The sequence below is a fragment of the Legionella sp. JM-2024 genome (assembly GCF_055389095.1).
Window position 1 is genome coordinate 3,047,713 of the sequence record NZ_AP039388.1, and the last position, 19,796, is coordinate 3,067,508.

Here is a 19,796-nt window from a genome sequence, read left to right on the forward strand (position 1 = left end):
TCATCATATTTCATTAGAATATAAAAGTATTATTTGCCCCATTTTTTTCTTCCTTGACCGCATATGTATCACTACTAGAATTTGCTGTCTAACCTTGTACTAGGTTTTAGTTTGCTGACGTTTAGCTTTTCTTTTGTCCTGCCAAGTTTGTAATAACACGTAAAAAACTGGGACAAAAACAACTGCCAAGCAGGTTGAGGCAAGCATACCGCTACTAACAGCTATTCCAATTGATCGTCGAGAATTAGCACCAGCCCCCGTCGCAAAAACCAAAGGCATTACTCCCATAATAAATGCAAAAGACGTCATCAGAATAGGCCGAAAACGTGTTCTTGCACCAATCACCGCTGCTTCAAGAACCGTTTTATTATGAATCTCGTGCTGCTCACGCGCTACTTCAACAATCAAAATCGCATTTTTGGTGGCTAATGCAATTAGAAGTAACAAACCTATCTGAGTGTACATATTATTATCCATACCCAAACTCCCCAGAGCTAATACTGTCCCTACTAAAGTTAGAGGTACACTCAATAAAATGGCAGATGGAATAAGCCAATTTTCATATTGGCCAGATAAAATTAAATAAACCAAAACCAAAGACAATGCGAAAATAAAATAACTTAAATTACCAGCTGCTTTTTCTTGATAGGCGGTACTTGTCCACTCATAAGAGATTCCTGGAGGTAATTGTTCCTTTGCCAATCCTTCCATAACCTGAATTCCTTGACCTGAGCTATACCCTCTTGCAGCAACGCCATTAATATTACTTGAAGGGTAAAGATTATATAGAGTAATAATTGATGGTCCTACTGCTGGACTTACATCTGTGAGAGTACCTAACGGAACCATGGAGCCAGATTGATTTCTTACATAGTAATTCCTTAAATCGTCACTGCTAATTCGCGAAGAAGCGTCCGCTTGAACATAGACTGGAAATACCTGGCCAAACTTGGTAAACAGATTCACATAAGAAGAACCCAAATAAGTTTGTAGAGTACCAAATGCATCTTCAATACGCACTCCTAAAGATTCCGCTTTAGTTCTATTAATAGGCGCTGAAACTTGGGGTACACTAGAACGAAAGGTTGTCATAAGATTTTGCAATTGTGGATATTGACTTCCTAGATTGATCATTTGATCAGTAGATTGTTGTAATTTTCTATAATCAAAAGTACCGTCTTGTAATTCGACCTGCATTTGAAAGCCGCCAGACATCCCTAAACCTTGAATGGGAGGCGGTACAACTACTAACACTTTTGCATCAAGAGTTTCTTTGGCAATTTCATTAAACTTAGTATAAAGAGCCCTTAAATTTTCAGATTTTCCTCGTACACTCCAATCTTTAAATATGACGTATACTACACCGGCATTAGAAAGGAGAGAGTTGTTATCTAATAGTGAAATACCATCAATGGCAATTACATTATCAACCCCCCCGACCTCGGATGCTTTTTTAGCCAATCTACCCACCACTTCATCGGTACGCCCCAAACTGGCTCCATCGGGTAGCTGTATACTTAACATCAAGTAACCTTGATCTTCGATTGGAATAAAACCGGTTGGAATACGTGTTAAACCATAAATAGCGCAAGCAACTAAAACTAATCCAATCAAACAAACCTTTCCGCTGCGATGTACAAGTCGATCTATAAACTGAACATAAGTTGATTCAATAGGATTATAAATTCGATCAAACGCCCGGAAAAACACGTTCTTGGGTTTGCTGGTATCAGGAGCTCTTAACCATAAAGCACATTGAGTTGGTTTCAGGGTCATCGCATTAATCGCGCTTATGAAAGCTGTTGCTGCAATTACCAAAGCAAATTGAGCATACATAGACCCTGTCAATCCAGGCATGAATCCAGCTGGTACGAAAACAGCCATCAGCACCAGGGTAATACCAATGATAGGGCCAAACAATTCTTTCATTGCCAATATGGCAGATTCCTTGGGTGAAGTACCTTTTTCTATATGTTGAGTTACCCCCTCAACAATAACAATCGCGTCATCCACTACAATTCCAATAGCCAGCACCAATGCAAACAAGGTTAACAAATTAATGCTATAGCCAAGCAGCAACATGGCAAAAAAAGTTCCGATAATAGTAACCGGTACAGTGGTAGCAGGAACTAATGAGGCACGAAAATTTTGTAAAAACACAATAATCACTATTAAAACCAAAATTCCTGCTTCAAAGAGGGTTTTATATACTTCTGTAATGGATGCTTTGACGAATACCGTGGTATCAAAAGGTATAGAATACTCAAGGCCAGGAGGGAATTGTTTTGCCATTTTAGCTACGGCCTTGCGAACTTCTTTCGCAACTTGCAAAGCATTAGCACCTGGGAGTTGGAAAATACCTATAGCCGCTGCTGATTTGCCATTTAATTTAGCCAATTGATTATAGCTCTCCGAACCCAGCTCAACTCGCCCTACATCACGAATACGCACTACTTGAGCTGAACTGCTGGCAGAAGAATTTTGATCTGGTGCTGTATCAGCCGTTTTAATAATAATGTTACCAAACTCCTCAGGATCAGAAAGTTGTCCGGGTACATTCACAGTAAATTGATAAGCTTGTTTACCTATAGTTGGAGGAGCGCCAAGTTGGCCGGCTGAAACTTCTTTGTTTTGGTAATTGATAGCGTTTAAAACATCACTTGGGTTCAAAGAAAAGGCTAGCATTCTTTTAGGATCTAACCAAACCCGCATGGCATAACTTCCCGAACCAAAAACAACCACGTTACCCACTCCAGGTAACCGAGATAACTCATCTTGCATATTAATAGTGGCATAACTATCGAGGAATACCCCATCGTATTCATTATTTTTTGAAGTCAACGTAATAAACTGAAGAATTGCGGTAGACTTTTGCTGAACAACGACCCCTTGTTTTTGCACCGCTTCGGGCAATTGAGCCATAGCCGCCTGTACCCGATTTTGTACAAGCACTTGAGCATAGTTCAAATCAGTTCCTATCGCAAAAGTCACAATCAAGTTATAAGTTCCACCACTGGTACTTGTGGATTGCATATACAACATATCTTCTACACCATTGACTTGTTGCTCAATTGGTAATGCCACTGTATTAATTAAAGTTTTTGCATCAGCACCAGGATAAGTGGTGGTAACCTGTATAGTAGGAGGAACAATGGCAGGGTATTGCGACACAGGCAAAACGGCAATCGCTATTATTCCTATAAACACAATAAATAAGGCGATGACATTAGCCAGAACTGGTCTTTCGATAAAAAATTTGGAAATCATTTCAGTTGTTTCGCTCCCTGAATAACGGGTCTTATATTAGATTTCTTCAAAAACTCGCAGCGGTGAGTGAAGTGTAAGGAGAAGCGGAGCGCAGAACCGGAATGTACACGACAGTACATGAGGATTCGAGCAATGCCTCGACGAAACAATTCGTCACCGCAGTAGAGTTTCCGAAGAAGTCTATTCTTATAATTCCTATGGTCTTCATTACTTTGATTGCTCCGTTTTAGGAGTAACCTGATGATTAGGTGTTGCATTTTGCAGCCCGGAAACAATCACTCTATCCTGAGCGTCGAGCCCCTTAGTAATAGCTCTCATTCCATTTTCTAGTCCACCAAGCGTTACTCGCCTGGTAAGAACATAATTCTCTTTATCAACCACAAGTACATAAGGACCAATTTGATCATACTGAACAGAGGTATCAGGTATTGTTAATTTTGGCGAAGGCTCTGATATAGGCACCCGTATTTGCACAAACAAACCGGGTACCAGAGGATACCCCTTATTAGGCAGCAGAGCTCGGAATTCCATGGTTCCAGTTGAAGCATTTAAGCCAGTATTTACAAAATCCAATGTTCCTTTATGAGGAAATCCTTTTTCATCCTGCAGAGCCACTTCAACAGGGATTTTCACCAGCTCCATTGGTTTATAACCTCTCTTGTGGGCAGCATTTCTAAGCTTGATTAAATCAAGTTCGTTTAAATTAAAATAAACATAAATAGGGTCAATTTGTTCTATAGTAGCCAAATCAGTCGCTTTACCATTTCCAACCAAATTACCTACATCAACCAGATGTCGTCCCATACGACCATCGAAAGGGGCTGAAACATGGGTATAACTATAAGTAATGGCTGCATTCTTGGCATCAGCTTCGGATTTATCCACCCCCGCCTGCGCCTCCTCTACTTTGGCTTCCCATTTTTCAACGTTGTTAAGGGATGTGGCATTTTGTTTATACATTCGTTGTTGTCTGGCATATTCTGACTTGGCATAGATATAGTTTGCTTTTTGGGCTGCCACCGTAGCCTCAGCCGCTCGGAGCTGTTCAAGATAAGGTTCCGGTTCAATAATAAATAATTCCTGATTTTTTTTGACGAATGCACCGTCAGTAAATTTTATAGCATCCAAATAACCCTCAATACGAGCCACCAGATCTACAGATAGAAATGCGACAGTATTGCCTGTTTGGGTAACATACTGGGTCATTTCCATTATCTTGGGAGTTTGAACGATCACTACTGGTGGAGTAGGGCCTGTCACTTTGGTTCTTGAAAAGTGTTCATATATTAAGTAAATAAAAACAATAGCAAACAATCCAATTGCTACATTTTTAATTAAATTTTGTTTATTTTGAGAGTTCATTCTCATCACCAGGTTGGTAAATAAAGCTGTTTTATTCGTTGCTCATTGGAATCAGGTGGCTGATGATTTTCTTGCTTCAATAAACTACCCCAGTTAGTCCGAGCAGCCATTTCACTTTTTATCTGATTTGAAACAATATCATTCTTGCCTCGAATTTGCCAACCTCCTCCAAGCGAACGATATAAAGCAACTAAAGATATTGCCAATTCACCAGTAGCATTTACTAATGAAGTTTGTACTCTGAGTTGTTGCTGTTCTGCATTCAGTACAGTGGTATAACTTGCCTCTCCTTCCTTATAGCGGACTAAAGCCAATCTTGTCGTTTCAATAGCAGCGGCATTCGCTGTTTTAAGTGAGCGTACCGTTTTTTGTCCTTCAACATAACGGGTTATATTGTCCTGCACTTCCTGTTGCACCTTTAATACCAAATTAAGATAGTTTAGTAAGGACTGTTGAAATGCCGCATCTTGAGCACGTACTGCGTTAGTGATTTGTCCATAATTTAATAAAGGCCATGTAAGGGAAGGGCCTGCTATTATATTGCGGTTAGACCAATCAAATATATCACTGATAGATGAATTACCAATATTATTGGAAGCGAAAACAAAAGTTCCAGTTAATGAGAGTGAAGGAAAAAGATTCGCCTTAACAGCCCCAATTGCGGCTGATTGGGCTATCGCCTCCATTCTGGCTTGATAAACATCAGGTCTTCGAACTATCGCTTCTTTAGGGATTCCAACTTCTACAACGGCCGATGCTTTAGGTATTCCTTTATTTTTTTTAAGCAAGACATTCATTTTATCGGGTGTAGTTCCTAGCAAAACAGCCAAAACATCTTTTTGATGTTGCAAATCACTCACATATTGAGGAAGTTTTGACTGAGTTTCAGCAAGTTCTGTTGCCGCTTGCTCCACATCGAGTAAACTGGTTTGACCACCATAATAACGATCCTTCGCAATTTTAAGGCTCATGGCCTGTACTTGAATATTGGCTTTCGTTACTTTGATTAATTCTTCACTGGTACGAATTTTAATAAAAGTACTGGCTACATCTGAAGTAAGAGTAACTAATGCCGAATCATAAGCGGCTAAAGAAGCAAGAAAAAGGGCATCATTAGATTGAATGGCTCTCCGGTATTTTCCCCAAAAATCAAGTTCCCAGCTTGCAGAAAATCCAAGGCTGGCAGTTAAAAAATCAGGCGGCAGAATACCTTGTAATTGACTGCCCCCAATACGGTTATAGTTGTAACTTCCTATCATGACTTGCTGCTGGGGATAAAGCTCTCCAACGGACTGAGCGAGTTGGGCTCTGGCTTGCAAAACGCGGACTCCGGCAATCTGCAATGAAAGATTATTATGATAACCATTATCAATTAATGCAGTTAAAGTAGGATCATTAAAAACCTTCCACCAATTGGCATTCTGAAAGGAAGATTGTTTTATGGTTGGGCTTGAAGTAAGCCAATAGTTAGCAATATCTTTTTTAGGCTCTTTAAAATTTGGCCCGACCAGACAGGAACTTAGAATCAAACAACAAAAGATAGTAAGAATTTTTAACATGTATACCAGTATTTCCCTATCTGTTCAAAAACGGCTCATAGATATTGTCTAGGATGGATTTGAACTATTGGTTCATCAATCATTAGATATTATCTATGAATACTCAATTGAACAAGTGTCCTTAAAAAACAATTATTAATACTTGCTTAATCTTCCAGTACTATCATATCTTTATAAGTTCTTTAGAATTCAGTTTCAATACGCATGACCTGATAAGATGGACTTTCATAGGGATGAGCATTTTTTAAAGCCGCAACAACCTCTTTGATTCTCTCTTTAGTGCAAATTGTCTCTACTTTGTATTCAGGTACTTTTTCTAATTTATTAATTTCACCAATAAATGCCTGGCTACCCTGTATGGGCATGAATTGACCTTCTCCCAAAGTTTCCCAGGCACAATGAATATAATTATCAACACTTCCCGCACCTGCTGAAAAAACGGCTTTTTTTACCACTTCAAGATGAGTTTCCGGAACATGAAAATACAACATATACATTAGCATTGCCTCCTTTTTTATATGCCTCAAATCTCATTATTGTAATTCAGGTGCCGCTAAGGTCGCATTAGATGTAAAATTTTTCTCTTGATAGGCCAGAAATAAGAAACCCATAACGCCGATAGCTAATGTCACAGGGATAACACCAATCCCATAAACAAAAGCACGAGCTGCCTGAGTACCTCCATAAATATTAACGACATAACCAATCACAGAGTGGAAACCGTAGCCAAAAATCATAATAATCATATTAGCAATAGCAGTAGTAAGTCCTGCAAGGCTATCAGGCACATAAGTGGACGCTTTATAAATTGCCAAAATTTGATAAGCGCAACAAACCCCAACCAAAATAAAACTTATGGTTATGCCGGGAACTGTCAATATCCCTCCAATAAGCAAGGCAAAAATTAAAAACATAACAATACCAGAAGCAATAATAGTACCAAGATAATGTCCCGTTTTTTCTGCGATTAAACTTAAAACAGGAGCTCCGAAACACATACCTATATAAATCATTGAGGGAAGGTAATTAGCAGTGGTTGTGTTCAAACCATATGCCATTTTTAAAAACCCAGACCCCCATACATCAGAAAAACCTTCAAGAGGACCCAGCATCAACCCTGCAAAACAACACAACAGAATCACATTATTGTTGCGAAAAACGGTCTTTATATTAGAAACGACGGAAGCCTGGTGAGTAGGTTGTGCATCGGGAACAATAAGATAGGTCATGCCAGCCAACAATATTCCAATACCTACAAATATTTCCACTACCATTTTGTAGCCCATTAGTTGACACATATAACTGACGGGACCACCACCATACACAGCACCTATAAGTCCTATCATGACTGAAAGGCTAAGCATTCGTGGAAAATGTTGTTCCTTGAATGTCATGCGTATTATTTTAAATGTTCCTAAAATTGCTGCAGAGGAACCTATGCCAATCATGGCCCTTCCTATAATAGGATAGATCCAATTGTCAGAGAACAAGATGGGCAGTAATCCAATCACTGTCAACAAAATACATCCTGTCATCACTTTTCTTGGCCCAAAGCGGTCTAGCATAATACCAATAGGCAAATGCATTAAAGAATATCCAATATAATAAATACCTGAAAATTGTCCAAAAACAGTGGCATCAATATGAAATTGCCGAGTAATATCATCCAACATAATGTTAGGCATAACTCTCAGGACATATTGATATGCGTAAAATATGGATACAATAATCCACACAAACCAGGCAGCGACACGTGAAGCAGACATAGTAACCCTCGAAAAAAGCAGACGAAAAACTCATTGAGATCAAATTATTTGCATATAGTATTTTATCTTACTTTCAATGAAATTGTATTGCAAAAATTTAAATAAACGAATTAATTTTGAACTGAAATTCTATTTTATAATGATTTTTTAGAATATAATTTTATTATATCCAATATTAATGCTGGTTTAATTACCAAAAATTATGATTATTGATCGTATTGATAAAAAAATTCTTGAAATTTTGCAATCAAATTGTGAAATCAACAATCAGGAATTAGCAGATCTGGTAGCACTATCTCCGTCCTCTTGTTTGCGTCGTGTTAAGCTATTGACTGACAATGGCTATATAAAAAAACAAGTTGCTCTCCTTGAACCAGAAAAAGTAGGATTAAAATTAACTGTTATCGTTTTAGTAGGATTAAACAGTCACCAGCCTGAGATTATGAATCAATTTGAAAAAACGATTCAGCTTTTCCCGGAAGTAGTTCAATGTTACTTGATTACAGGCCAATCGGCAGATTATTTACTAAAGGTCATTGTGCCGGATTTAAATGCTTACCAATCCTTTTTATTAAGTAAATTAACACGCATCAATGGTATTGGCAGTGTTCACTCAAGTTTTATACTGCGCAATATTTGCGATACAACCGCCCTTCCCTTAGATCATATAATCTAATGGATCTTAAAATCGAATGTTAAATTTTATTTCTCAATCAGCACCAACCTTATTACAATCATTGAATGAAGTAATATCGTTTAGAAACGAACAAAAATATAACGAAATCGTCAAATTAATGCTTATTTTTATATGTTTTAATCTGAATTTAAATTATAATCGCTGCCCTAATAAAGATTAAATTGGAGTAAAAATGTCACTCATACTCTCATTGGGACAAAAATACGGTTCGTTTTTTTGGGGATGTACTAAATTTGCCTTTTCACCCTATACCAATACTTTCCTATCCATTGTTAACTCCAAGGAAACTGAAAACGAGGATTGCCTATCCAAGACTCTTGCAGCTACAGTTGTCTGTGGAATTCTTACCTTTGTTGTTCCTGTGCTACCAGTTCTATGTGCTTTTACATTTACCCTGTCATCAGTAGCAATGCTTCTTGCTGTTGCCAGTATGTTTGTAACTTATCCTGTTGCCATAGTTGGCGATGCTTTATGCGGGCCTCAATCAACCCAAGATCACGATAATTATTTTTCTTATAATTTCAGATAATTTTTATGGAAAAATTCCTGGACACAAACAGCCTGGTATGTAGTCACTTTTAATCCACATAAAATTAAAAGTGACCGTATTAATTCAAACTTATCCGTTATAGTCCTTTGTGTGGCTTTTACAGTACGAGCCTTCAATTATCCAACATGTTTCATTTATGTTTGATGTGTTTAAAACAAAATGATAGCATAGCTCTTTTTGATTCAAAAAGGCAAAAAACATGTCGAAATTTCCAAATAAAACTACTAGTGAGCTTCGTCAATATTTCCAACAACAAAGCTTGGAAAAACTCCAAGAAATCCGCCGTTCCTATGACCCTCATTTTATAAGCATTAAAAATAGTATTGAGAGAATCACTGGAACACTGGAAACTTTAACAGAAAAACAAAATAACCTTCTAAGTGAACAGGAAGATCTTTCAAATTACTACCCAAAGGCTGAAGCAGCGGAAAAAGAATATAAGAATACCCTTGAAGCTATTATGAGTGATTCTAACGGAGCAGAACGATACTTGGCACTCCAAGCCCTTGGAATGTCTCCTTTAAATTCTTATCATCAAAAATCTCTGAGCCTAGATAATGAAATTCATAGAATAACCCAAGAAATAGAGCGATTGAATAGCCAAATTTCCTCATTGAATACCAAAAAATCTTGGGCCTTTACAGAATTAAGAATATTAAACAGCATCATTGAGGAAAAGAAAAAGGAATATACAAATGACTCTCAATTAGTACATAATATGTAATAATTCAATAAAACTAATAATTAAAAAGCATCCCGGATTACATCAAGCGATAATCCGGGTGATTATGATAATCAGGACAAAATCATATCCGATTGAGTTGATTTAGAACCATTGCTCAGTTCAAACCTATGTTATCCTGAGTATCGCGAAAGATGACGTCGTTTGTTTATAGGCAAAGTATGACTTTGACCTGTTACGATAATGAAACTTAATAGATGTTACTCCACCTTGCTCTGTAATAACTATTCATCCATATGCAAAGAATTTATTTTCAATTGTTTACAGGCATCCAGAATTTCTCTAATACAATCCATATGATCATCAAAATAATGAAGATCATAATTCATCGAAACATCATGATGCTCTGTATTAAGAGTACATTGAGTATGGGTACTTGATGCAATTTTTTCTTTGTCGAAAATCTCAATCTTATAAATAACACTTCCTTCTTTATACACCCGACACTCCGTATCTTTATCATCTACAAATGCCGAATGTAAATACCCCATATTAAAGCAAGGACAAGCGAATACTTCGCTTGCACCCCAATAGATAAGTAGAAATAATGCAAAAAATAGTTTGCCGCAATAATGATATATTATGGTTTTCATACTCTTCCATGATGAACCATCTTTTGTTTAATTGTAGCCCATTAATTGGGCTATAATTAAATTAATCGACCAAAAACAAAACAAGGAGTATCTTATGCTAGGATGGGCGCTTATCTTTTTTATAATTGCAATCATCGCAGCTGCTTTTGGATTTGGAGGTATTGCTGTTGCTGCCGCAGGAATTGCAAAAATATTGTTCTTTATATTTTTGGTTATATTTGTTGTATTTCTTATTATGGGATTACTTGGCCGTCGAGGGCCTCCGCCCCCTATATAACAAGTACGATAATAAACTAAATGTAAATTATATAGATAGATTATTGTGATTTTCCTCGCATGTCGATATCCCAGATATCGACAACGAGGTTATTTTCGGTCACATAAAACTTATCATATAAGTTGATCGTTGGATCACAATGGGGAACGATTAGTTCTAAAACATCACCATTTTGAGGCAAATTACTTTTATTAAGGGAAAATACTTTGCCATGCTCATCTCCAAAACCACCCCAATCATAAATCAGATCCGGATGACTGATAATCCGTGGTTTATTATTTGAATCAAAATAAATCGACTTGGTTCCAGCATCAACCGTGACATGCTCTTTACGATTACTGCTTATTACAGATGTTAAAAGAGTCATCGAGTTTTTGAACATGGAAAATTTGAAGGGATCAGCCTTTGAACCAATCAATTCGTATTCTACATCCATAACAGTATACGAACCCGGCTGAATTTCTGTTACTTCGCTGGCTTCCACATCAATATCAAAGGTACCTGTGCCTGTTCCCGTTAATAACTCACAAGGAAGATTAGCCGATCTAAAGCATCTGACTATGTCACTGGCCACTTCCATAATACGTAATGAGGAATCTCTCCTTTCCTCATAATTTTGAATATGTTGTAAATTACCCGCGTAACACTGAATTCCTTTCAGATTAAGCCACTTCATTCCATTGATAAAATGGCCATATTCTACTGCTACCTCAGGAGCAACACCCGTTCGTCCAATGCCTGGATCTATATCCAGTAGTACATTAATTGGTTGGTTAAGTGACTTACCCAAAGAGTCGATCATTCGAATATTCTCTTTATTATCAACAACCAACATTAAATCTGGTGCAGATTTAATGCAATTCAATAATCTTGAATATTTGATTTCCGATACAATAGGTGAAGTTATCAGAATATTTGGAATTTGTTTTGATATTAAGACCTCCGCTTCAGATAGTTTGGCAGCAGAAATGCCTATGGCTCCATATTCTATCTGTAAACGAGCCATCTGAGTGCATTTGTGTGTTTTACAATGTGGTCTTATCCCAATACTATATTTTGCAGCATGTTGTTGCATGGCATCTAAATTGTATTTCAGAGCATCATAGTCAATGACAAGACAAGGAGTATCTAATTCAGTCTTATTAATTCCAATATATTTTTCTTTCATTGGACAATCTATTTATAATGTTTAATATGCCATAAATTAACGTGAGTTCGATATAAAAGGCAAGGGAATACCTTTATATCGCTAAACGAACGATCCACTCAAGATAATCTGGTTCGATATCAAAAAATAGTCTCATTTTTTGATATCGAACTCACAACATTAAATTACTTATGTTTGCCATAATTTAAATCTCCATTAAAATACTATCCCTGTTAACTATACTACTTTTTTTAAAGTTAGGGCTTACGCAACACTCCAAGATTGAGGCAAAAAATGTTTTTAATAAGGGAGCTTGGATAAATTAAATGACCGAATTAATAACATTTTTAACAAAGAGATTGGAATTTTGCCTAAATCCTAAAGCATTATTTTTAAACATTGGGTGTAATAATGACTAAGGATCAATATAAAATCGTCAGACTAACCGCTATTGGCGGCGCCTTAGAGTTTTATGATTTTACAATTTATGCCTTATTTGCCCCTTATATCAGCCACCATTTTTTCTCCAACTCCAATTCTCTTCTTGGATTAATGAATACCTTTCTGGTATTTGCCTTAGGATATTTTGCTCGCCCACTGGGTGGAGTTGTATTTGGGTACATTGGGGATAAATTTGGTCGTAAGTCAGCCTTTTCGTTAACCGTCTTGATGATGGCTTTTACAACCTTTTTTATTGGATGTTTGCCTGACTATCAATCAATTGGGATCATTGCTCCACTTGGCTTAATAGGACTTAGACTATTGCAAGGTTTTTCGGTTGGTGGAGAAATACCAGGCGCTGCTATTTTTACTGTGGAACATGTTCTAAAAAATAAGCGAGGTTTTTCAATTGGCATAGTGTTCATGTGCATTACTTTGGGAAATTCTCTGGGTGCTTTGGTTGGAATATGTTTAACCTCAATACTCAATCAGGAGCAAATGATGTCTTGGGGTTGGCGTATACCTTTCATTATTGGCTTTCTTTTAGGCATCATTAGTTACATCATTCGAAAAAAAACCCATGAAACACCCGAATTCATGGCCATAATGGAAAAACAAATAATCCAGAGAAATCCCCTGGCCAAGTTATTTCAATCATCTGGAAAACAATTACTTAAAGGATTTTTATTAACAGCACCATCTTCCAGCATTATTTCTCTTTTTCTTTTTTTACCAACTTATTTATCCAACATCATCCAACTCGATATATCATATTCTTATTTGATTAATTTAGTTACTTTTGTTTGTTTTGCTCTAATGACAGCACTATTTGGTTGGCTTTCTGACTATGTAGATAGAAAGAAATTATTGACGACGGGAGCATTATTATTATTTGTATTCAGTTATCCTTTGTTCCATTGCCTGGTTACTTCAGGTGAAACATTCGTTTGGGTATTTGGATTAGGATTTGCTATTTTGGGAGGGATAATTAACGGGAGCTATGTAGTTCTCATAGCCGAATCATTTCCTGCATCGATTAGATATTCAGGTGTTGGATTGAGTTATAGTCTAGGGATTGCTTTATTTGGCGGCATTGCTCCGCTTGCATTCACATGGCTTATACAATTATTGCAAGTGGCTGAGGGGCCTTCTATCTATTTATTAATCTGTGCCTTACTATCATTCCTGGCTATTTTATCTCATCCTCAAGATTCAAAAGTACCGAAGACAGCTAACGCCACTTCATGACCAAATCACTGCATACTAATTATATGTTCAGGTAAGTAACTTAATCTCTTCAGTACATAAAAGCTATGTTGATTCTACAAGAATCAATGTTTTTTTCTGCCTAGCCACCTCAGTGATTTACCACTAACAATATATTCTTCAATGTATTCAAGACTTAAATTTTTGGTTTCTGGCATGTAAATAATGGTATAAATAAGTCCCAAAAAGCAAATACCGGCATAAATCAAAAAAGTATACTCAAGGCCTACTGCACTAAACAAAATAGGAAAAGTGAAAACAACAATACCATTAAAACCCCAATTACTAATAGAAGATAATCCCATGCCAGCACCTCGGACATATAAGGGAAAAATTTCGGCCATTGCAATATAGGGAATTGGTCCCAGACTAATAGCAAACGAAAAAATATAAAGCGTAAGAAAAGTGACGGACAAATAAGCTAACCAGGCAACTTGATAATAAGAAAAAATTCCTATAGCAGCCAAACTGATGCTCGTTCCGGCAAAACCTAGTAATAACAAATTTCTCCTCCCGATTTTATCAACATAAAACACAGCCAGAATAGTAACCAGCATATTGACAAGACCGATGCCCATAGTTGCCAGAATCTGGCCATGAGCGGTGGAAAATCCTAAATTTTTGAAAATTTCCGGTGCATAGTAAATGATCACGTTGATACCACTTAACTGTTGCAAGCAAAAAAGAATTACCCCTAAAGACAGTGCTGGCAATAAGGGCTTTTTAAATAATAATTGCCAGTATTTTTGTTCTGGTTCTTGGGATAAGGCCGTTTGAATCTCACTCAACTCGTCATCAACCCCAACGCCTCCTCGTAATTTATCTAATGCCTCTTTCGCTTCTTTACGTCTTCCTTCATTCAGAAGCCAGCGCGGTGACTCTGGCATAAACAAAATACCAATCACAAGAATCAATGCAGGAATGGTGCTAGAAGCAAACATTGCTCTCCAGGAACCATAATCAATCAACAGATAATTAACACTGTAGGAACAAACAATACCTATAGTAATCGCCAATTGATAGATGGCAACCATTGCACCTCTTAAATGAGTGGGTGCCGTTTCAGCCAAATATAAAGGTGTAGTCACTGCCGCTACGCCGATGGCAATTCCTAGAACAAAACGTGAGAACACCAAAACCCATTCATGAAAAGAAAAAGTAGCTCCCAAAGCGCCAATCAGGAACAGAATTCCAGCAAAAATAAGACAGAGTTTGCGTCCAAAATGCCTGACAAGGCGTGTCGCCAACACGGAACCAATCAACATTGATCCAAATAAGGCACCAAATGGGAGAGCTGAAGTCATCATACCTATACTCGTATGAGACATCTGAAAATAGTGTTTAATTAATTCAAGAGAACCAGCAATAATGCCTTCGTCATAGCCAAATAAAAAGCCAGCCAGTGATCCTATTATTGCAACTAACCAAGCCATATTGTCATCCTTAACTCTAAGCTATCGAACCAGAGCGTTTTTCAACCTATAAATTGACCAAGCTATACTATAATAAACTTATAGTGATTGCATATGATTTACCAATGAATAAGCCAATAACAGGTGAAATAATGGTAGAAATGCTTAGCCAGTTAGTCACTAAGCATTATTATGCCGCAGAAATAATCCCTTTAATCTCTGGACTGACTTCTTTTATTGTCCAGAATGAACAGTTGCGACAAACACTGGAAGAAATAGCTAATAAAACTAATTTTCTATCCGAACATCAATTACACTGGTCTCACTTAAACCCGGATGAACGGGAAATAATTAATTGTTTTTTTGATTATCTATATTTTACTTCACCACAATTTCTAAAGGACGTAGGTTGAATACTAAAACATACGATTGTTGCATTGTGGGCACTGGGGCTGCAGGAGGGATCCTTGCACACCGGCTGGCGTCTGCCGGACTTAATGTCATTTCTGTAGAGCAAGGGGGGGAACTTCAAGCGGATTATTTTAGTGAAAAAAACCCTCCTGGCATTAAAAAATGGTATGGTATAAAACCAAAAACTACTTTTCCTCCTAATGTAGCCGATGCGTTATTTATTCATGAGCTGTTTGCTGACTGCCATACTCGATCCAGCAATCAGCAATCTGAAGCGGCTTTTCGCCAATTTCAAATTTATGCATTGAATGGCTTGCAAAATCTGTGGAATGCGGTGTCTGTTCGTTTTAGTGAAACTGATTTGTCTACTTGGCCTATCAGTTATCAGGATTTAGCACCACATTACAGTGCCATTGAGAAACGGATTAGTGTTTGTGGCACTCAGGAGGGCCTGGCTGAATTGCCCGATGGAGACTATATTCCCCCCAAACCCTTAAGACCAGCCGATTATCTGGTCATTAAAGCCGTAAAGCGTTTAGGTTGGCCAAATTGTCATGCTATTCCAAATCGAAAAGCCATTGAAACAAGAATGGATAAACCAAATCATTGCGTAAGTACAGGCATTTGCACTTTTGGTTGCGCCGCTGGCGCTGTCTATAAATTTTCTGCACGGCTTTTACCATTAATCCGTGATTTGCCTAATTATACCTTGTTACTCAACGCGAAAGTTATTCGTTTAATAGGTAATCAGAAAACGAATCAAATTCAATCGTTGGAGTATCTTTGCCTTCAATCAAATGAGAGAAAAACAATTCGCGCCCGTTTTTTTGTTCTCAGTGCGGGAGCCATAGAAACCCCTCGGATTTTATTGAATTCACATGATACGCACTTTCAACAAGGTCTGGCTAATCAAAATGGTACATTAGGTTGGTATTTACAAGATAATCCCAAGGTAGTCCAGGCTACATCACTTTATAAATTATGGTTCAGCAAAAGACCCTCTGATATAGGGTATGGTGATTTGCTTATTTTACTTGGTAAAGCCAATTTACCTAACGGCGATCCTTTCCGTTTCATAGGTCATTCCATTTCAGCACCGCCGGATGTTCCTTACTATCTTGCAGATATACGTTGGATCCCTCGACCTATAAAACCATTTATAGTCAAAGCCATGTTTAATTCCTTTGTTACCCTGGGACTGTTTTGTGAAGGCGATTTGATGGCTTCGAACCGAATCGAACTATCCAATACCAGGGATGATTATGGGATTACCCAAGTAGACATTCATTACACCAGTTCAGAAACCACTCTGGCTCGTATGAAAAAAATGGCCGAGTTTGGGCGTAAGATACTGCGCCGCGCTTCAGCAACCCATATCGTGGAAGATTTCAGTAATGATGGCACAGGCATTCATTATGCGGGGACATGTCGTATGGGTATTAATGATAAAGAATCCATTGTGGATGCCAACCTCAAGACTTTTGCTCATAACAATTTATATCTTTGTGATGGCGGGGTAATCCCTCATTTACCGGATAAGCACTTGACACTAACTATTATGGCACTGGCCGACCGGTTAGCCACACATCTTATTAATGAACTTCAGACACGAGGACAATGACATGAGTGAGGAGAAACCCGTTCGTACCAAAGCATTGCCTTGGGAATTCCCTGGAGCGCTCTGGATTGATGAGGAAGAACAGCGCTTGGTTGATGACGTGATAAAAGCGCATAGCCCTTTTCGTTATTATGGTCCTGATTTGCAACATATGGTTGATAAGTTGGAAGAGAAATTTTGTCAGAAAATTGGAGTTGAATACGCTCTGGGCGTTAATTCAGGAACGGCTGCTTTACATATCGGAATGGCTGCTTTTGGCGTAGGTCCAGGAGATGAGGTTTTAGTTCCAGGTTATATGTGGGTCAGTTGCCTTTCTGCGATTGTCAGGCTTGGAGCCATCCCTGTTTTAGTCGATATTGATCACACTTTTTGTATGGATCCTAATGATTTGGAGCGCAAAATTAACCCTCGTTCCAAAGCGATTATGTGTGTTCATATGAGTGGTGCATCAGGATACATTGATAAAATTGCAGCCATTGCAGCAAAAAATAATCTTTATCTATTGGAAGATTGCGCGCAAGCAGCAGGAGGTTACTCCAATGGGAAACCTCTTGGTAGCTTCGGCGATCTGGCCATTTTTAGTTTTCAGTTAAACAAAAACATGACAAGTGGTGAAGGAGGTATGATAGTTTGCAAGAAAAAAACAATCTATCAACGTTGTTTTGCTATCCATGATCTTGGCTATCCGCGTAATGAGTCTGGACGCCTTGATACTTTAAATGAAGAATTTCAGCTTTGGGGCATTGGTTCCAGAATGTCCGAATTAACGGCTGCTTTTGCTTTAGCGCAATTAGGAAAATTAGATAAAATTACAGAATCAATGCGGCGTTCAAAGTGGTATATTCGTGAAGCTCTAAGTGGCATCAATGGATTAACCTTTCGTGAAATACCAGACCCCAAAGGTGATACTGGTCCATTTCTTATTAGCATTTACCCTGATAAGGAATCATGTCGAATGTTTACTCAGGAATTGCATAACCTGGGTATAAAAGGACAACCAGGCGGTTTAGCATGCATTACCATGCGTGAATGGGGTTTACACTGGTATTTTAATAATATTAGCCTGGTGAAGAAAAAGTCACTTTGTCAGGATGGATTTCCCTGGACTCATCCAAAAAATAAATTTGCTCAGAAAATTCACTATAACCATGGCACATTGCCAATTTGTGACGAATTACATGATAGAGCAGCCCTGTTAACTATTGCATCTCGTTTGACGGCCGAAGATTGTGAACAAATCGTCTCCGCATTTAAAATAGCAGCAAAACGAGTACTAAAATGAACCCCGTTTTATCAACAACATGGCGTACATACGGTATTCTGACAATAGCCATCTGTTCAGGACTCCTTGTAGGTTATGTGACAGCAGTGATTGCTGGCGTGCTTCCCTTGATCAATAAAGCTCTTAATCTGAATCCCTGGCATCAAGGTTTGCTGGTTTCAATTATTTTGGTCGGGGGCTTTTGCGGGTCGTTTTTATGCAACAAAATTATCTTCTCATTAGGACATAAAAAAACATTAATGTTGGTGGCCTTAACCTTTATAATTGGTTCAATTTGGAGTGCGCTGTCTATCAATTTTTGGTCTCTTATCAGCGCCAGGTTTTTTACAGGATTAGCCGTGGGGACAACAACCGTCATTGGCCCTATGTATGTAGCAGAAACATCACCCGATCATTCTCGAGGATTTTTAGTAGCTAGTGTGCAATTAGCCATCACCATCGGTATCCTACTGGCCTATATCAGCAATTATTATTTTGCACCAACTCAAAATTGGGAGATGATGTTCGGAATCGGCGTATTCCCCGCTATTTTGTTGTTAATGATTGTTCCATTGCAATTGGAAAGTCCACGTTGGTTATTCCTTAAAAAACGAACAGATGAAGCAAAAATCGTTTTTTTTAAGTTGCATGGCTTCCATTGGGCAGAGGTCGATACCATTCAATCGGAATCAGGATCTGATAGTCATTTTAAAACACTCCTTCATCCCTTTATTTTTCCTGTCGTGTTATTCACTTCCGGATTATTCTTCTTCCAAAATTTAAGCGGTATCGATGCCATTTTGTACTACGCCCCTACTATTTTTACTCAATCCGGTTTTACCAGTCTTCAGGGCGGACTTGGAGCAGCCATTTTCATTGGCATTATCAATATTCTCGCTACGCTTTTATCAATGTGGCTTATCGACCATTTAGGACGAAGACCAATTGCTATTTATGGTCTATTATTCATGACTTTAAGTCTTATTGGATTTAGTATCTTTCAACCCTATGTGGACACCTACTCAGTACTTAAATGGCTAACGGCGTTGATGTTATTAGTATTTGTTGCTTCCTTCGCAGTGAGTATGGGCCCCATTCCTTATGTTCTTATGACGGAACTTTTCCCTATCCACCTGAGGACTCTTGGGATAGGGATAGCTTCCGCTACGGCATGGGGAATTAATGCATTGGTGACATTTGCCTTTCCTTTGCTCACTGAATATATAGGGATGGGTCAATTATTTCTTGGTTTTGCTCTGGTTTGTACAATAACCTGGGGAATTTGTGTATTGTTTTGCCCTGAAACCAAAAATCAAACACTTGAATCAATTGAAAAGAGACTTCATGCAGGAATTAAATTAAGAAAACTTGGTGGATAATTTAAAAACGACTGTACCAAAACAGTCTTCTTTATATCAATTTAGCTA

The 19,796-nt window shown here is 37.9% G+C and carries 17 protein-coding genes; 9 read left to right on the plus strand and 8 right to left on the minus strand.

Going from position 1 to position 19,796, the window contains the following annotated elements; all coding sequences use genetic code 11:
• Positions 1 to 99 precede the first annotated feature (99 nt).
• From ACZ5EK_RS13305 to ACZ5EK_RS13325, 5 genes are all read right to left on the minus strand, one after another.
• Positions 100 to 3,267, minus strand: coding sequence for an efflux RND transporter permease subunit (locus ACZ5EK_RS13305; RefSeq protein ID WP_464430153.1), 3,168 nt, complete (start codon positions 3,265 to 3,267; stop codon positions 100 to 102).
• A 207-nt stretch (positions 3,268 to 3,474) separates the two neighbouring features.
• Positions 3,475 to 4,629, minus strand: a complete 1,155-nt coding sequence (locus tag ACZ5EK_RS13310; protein ID WP_464430154.1) for an efflux RND transporter periplasmic adaptor subunit — start codon at positions 4,627 to 4,629, stop codon at positions 3,475 to 3,477.
• 5 nt (positions 4,630 to 4,634) lie between these two features.
• Positions 4,635 to 6,188: an efflux transporter outer membrane subunit gene (locus tag ACZ5EK_RS13315; protein ID WP_464430155.1), complete on the minus strand. Its 1,554-nt coding sequence runs from the start codon at positions 6,186 to 6,188 to the stop codon at positions 4,635 to 4,637.
• A gap of 182 nt (positions 6,189 to 6,370) precedes the next feature.
• On the minus strand, positions 6,371 to 6,685 hold the full coding sequence (locus tag ACZ5EK_RS13320; RefSeq protein WP_464430156.1) for a YqfO family protein: 315 nt from the start codon (positions 6,683 to 6,685) through the stop codon (positions 6,371 to 6,373).
• Positions 6,686 to 6,721: 36 nt separating this feature from the next.
• Positions 6,722 to 7,954: an MFS transporter gene (locus ACZ5EK_RS13325; RefSeq protein WP_464430157.1), complete on the minus strand. Its 1,233-nt coding sequence runs from the start codon at positions 7,952 to 7,954 to the stop codon at positions 6,722 to 6,724.
• Between the two features lie 202 nt (positions 7,955 to 8,156).
• On the opposite strand from ACZ5EK_RS13325, the gene ACZ5EK_RS13330 reads away from it, so the two are divergent.
• From ACZ5EK_RS13330 to ACZ5EK_RS13340, 3 genes are all read left to right on the plus strand, one after another.
• Positions 8,157 to 8,630, plus strand: a complete 474-nt coding sequence (locus tag ACZ5EK_RS13330; protein ID WP_464430159.1) for an Lrp/AsnC family transcriptional regulator — start codon at positions 8,157 to 8,159, stop codon at positions 8,628 to 8,630.
• Between the two features lie 193 nt (positions 8,631 to 8,823).
• On the plus strand, positions 8,824 to 9,180 hold the full coding sequence (locus ACZ5EK_RS13335; protein WP_464430160.1) for a hypothetical protein: 357 nt from the start codon (positions 8,824 to 8,826) through the stop codon (positions 9,178 to 9,180).
• A 220-nt stretch (positions 9,181 to 9,400) separates the two neighbouring features.
• Positions 9,401 to 9,925: a hypothetical protein gene (locus ACZ5EK_RS13340; RefSeq protein WP_464430161.1), complete on the plus strand. Its 525-nt coding sequence runs from the start codon at positions 9,401 to 9,403 to the stop codon at positions 9,923 to 9,925.
• Positions 9,926 to 10,167: 242 nt separating this feature from the next.
• Here the strand turns inward: ACZ5EK_RS13340 and ACZ5EK_RS13345 are convergent, their stop codons facing one another.
• Entirely contained in the window at positions 10,168 to 10,536 is a 369-nt protein-coding gene (locus tag ACZ5EK_RS13345) for a hypothetical protein (RefSeq protein WP_464430162.1), read from the minus strand.
• 94 nt (positions 10,537 to 10,630) lie between these two features.
• Between ACZ5EK_RS13345 and ACZ5EK_RS13350 the strand changes: the two genes are divergently transcribed.
• Positions 10,631 to 10,813, plus strand: coding sequence for a DUF1328 family protein (locus ACZ5EK_RS13350; protein ID WP_464425141.1), 183 nt, complete (start codon positions 10,631 to 10,633; stop codon positions 10,811 to 10,813).
• Positions 10,814 to 10,853: 40 nt separating this feature from the next.
• On the opposite strand, the gene ACZ5EK_RS13355 is transcribed toward ACZ5EK_RS13350, so the two are convergent.
• Complete coding sequence (locus tag ACZ5EK_RS13355; RefSeq protein ID WP_464430163.1) at positions 10,854 to 11,981, minus strand: DSD1 family PLP-dependent enzyme; 1,128 nt, start codon at positions 11,979 to 11,981, stop codon at positions 10,854 to 10,856.
• Between the two features lie 390 nt (positions 11,982 to 12,371).
• Here ACZ5EK_RS13355 and ACZ5EK_RS13360 point away from each other — a divergent pair, with 390 nt between their 5' ends.
• Positions 12,372 to 13,649 carry an MFS transporter gene (locus tag ACZ5EK_RS13360; protein WP_464430164.1) on the plus strand — a complete coding sequence of 426 codons (1,278 nt, stop codon included), beginning with the start codon at positions 12,372 to 12,374 and terminating at the stop codon, positions 13,647 to 13,649.
• Positions 13,650 to 13,732: 83 nt separating this feature from the next.
• On the opposite strand, the gene ACZ5EK_RS13365 is transcribed toward ACZ5EK_RS13360, so the two are convergent.
• Entirely contained in the window at positions 13,733 to 15,100 is a 1,368-nt protein-coding gene (locus tag ACZ5EK_RS13365; protein WP_464430165.1) for a sugar porter family MFS transporter, read from the minus strand.
• A 104-nt stretch (positions 15,101 to 15,204) separates the two neighbouring features.
• Between ACZ5EK_RS13365 and ACZ5EK_RS13370 the strand changes: the two genes are divergently transcribed.
• The 4 genes from ACZ5EK_RS13370 to ACZ5EK_RS13385 are packed head-to-tail and all read left to right on the plus strand — an operon-like array spanning position 15,205 to position 19,748.
• Entirely contained in the window at positions 15,205 to 15,492 is a 288-nt protein-coding gene (locus ACZ5EK_RS13370) for a hypothetical protein (RefSeq protein WP_464430166.1), read from the plus strand.
• Complete coding sequence (locus ACZ5EK_RS13375; RefSeq protein WP_464430167.1) at positions 15,489 to 17,111, plus strand: GMC oxidoreductase; 1,623 nt, start codon at positions 15,489 to 15,491, stop codon at positions 17,109 to 17,111. Before ACZ5EK_RS13370 ends, ACZ5EK_RS13375 begins: the two co-directional genes overlap by 4 nt.
• Position 17,112: 1 nt before the next feature.
• Positions 17,113 to 18,390 (plus strand): DegT/DnrJ/EryC1/StrS family aminotransferase, encoded by a 1,278-nt coding sequence (locus ACZ5EK_RS13380; protein ID WP_464430168.1) that lies wholly within the window; start codon positions 17,113 to 17,115, stop codon positions 18,388 to 18,390.
• Positions 18,387 to 19,748: a sugar porter family MFS transporter gene (locus ACZ5EK_RS13385; protein WP_464430169.1), complete on the plus strand. Its 1,362-nt coding sequence runs from the start codon at positions 18,387 to 18,389 to the stop codon at positions 19,746 to 19,748. Before ACZ5EK_RS13380 ends, ACZ5EK_RS13385 begins: the two co-directional genes overlap by 4 nt.
• Positions 19,749 to 19,796 lie beyond the last annotated feature (48 nt).

What these genes read in the sequence shown, in the direction of transcription:
- ACZ5EK_RS13305 (WP_464430153.1), bottom strand. Translation starts at nt 3,267, where the DNA reads ATGATTTCCAAATTTTTTATCGAAAGACCAGTTCTGGCTAATGTCATC.
- ACZ5EK_RS13310 (WP_464430154.1), bottom strand. Translation starts at nt 4,629, where the DNA reads ATGAACTCTCAAAATAAACAAAATTTAATTAAAAATGTAGCAATTGGA.
- ACZ5EK_RS13315 (WP_464430155.1), bottom strand. Translation starts at nt 6,188, where the DNA reads ATGTTAAAAATTCTTACTATCTTTTGTTGTTTGATTCTAAGTTCCTGT.
- ACZ5EK_RS13320 (WP_464430156.1), bottom strand. Translation starts at nt 6,685, where the DNA reads ATGTATATGTTGTATTTTCATGTTCCGGAAACTCATCTTGAAGTGGTA.
- ACZ5EK_RS13325 (WP_464430157.1), bottom strand. Translation starts at nt 7,954, where the DNA reads ATGTCTGCTTCACGTGTCGCTGCCTGGTTTGTGTGGATTATTGTATCC.
- ACZ5EK_RS13330 (WP_464430159.1), top strand. Translation starts at nt 8,157, where the DNA reads ATGATTATTGATCGTATTGATAAAAAAATTCTTGAAATTTTGCAATCA.
- ACZ5EK_RS13335 (WP_464430160.1), top strand. Translation starts at nt 8,824, where the DNA reads ATGTCACTCATACTCTCATTGGGACAAAAATACGGTTCGTTTTTTTGG.
- ACZ5EK_RS13340 (WP_464430161.1), top strand. Translation starts at nt 9,401, where the DNA reads ATGTCGAAATTTCCAAATAAAACTACTAGTGAGCTTCGTCAATATTTC.
- ACZ5EK_RS13345 (WP_464430162.1), bottom strand. Translation starts at nt 10,536, where the DNA reads ATGAAAACCATAATATATCATTATTGCGGCAAACTATTTTTTGCATTA.
- ACZ5EK_RS13350 (WP_464425141.1), top strand. Translation starts at nt 10,631, where the DNA reads ATGCTAGGATGGGCGCTTATCTTTTTTATAATTGCAATCATCGCAGCT.
- ACZ5EK_RS13355 (WP_464430163.1), bottom strand. Translation starts at nt 11,981, where the DNA reads ATGAAAGAAAAATATATTGGAATTAATAAGACTGAATTAGATACTCCT.
- ACZ5EK_RS13360 (WP_464430164.1), top strand. Translation starts at nt 12,372, where the DNA reads ATGACTAAGGATCAATATAAAATCGTCAGACTAACCGCTATTGGCGGC.
- ACZ5EK_RS13365 (WP_464430165.1), bottom strand. Translation starts at nt 15,100, where the DNA reads ATGGCTTGGTTAGTTGCAATAATAGGATCACTGGCTGGCTTTTTATTT.
- ACZ5EK_RS13370 (WP_464430166.1), top strand. Translation starts at nt 15,205, where the DNA reads ATGAATAAGCCAATAACAGGTGAAATAATGGTAGAAATGCTTAGCCAG.
- ACZ5EK_RS13380 (WP_464430168.1), top strand. Translation starts at nt 17,113, where the DNA reads ATGAGTGAGGAGAAACCCGTTCGTACCAAAGCATTGCCTTGGGAATTC.
- ACZ5EK_RS13385 (WP_464430169.1), top strand. Translation starts at nt 18,387, where the DNA reads ATGAACCCCGTTTTATCAACAACATGGCGTACATACGGTATTCTGACA.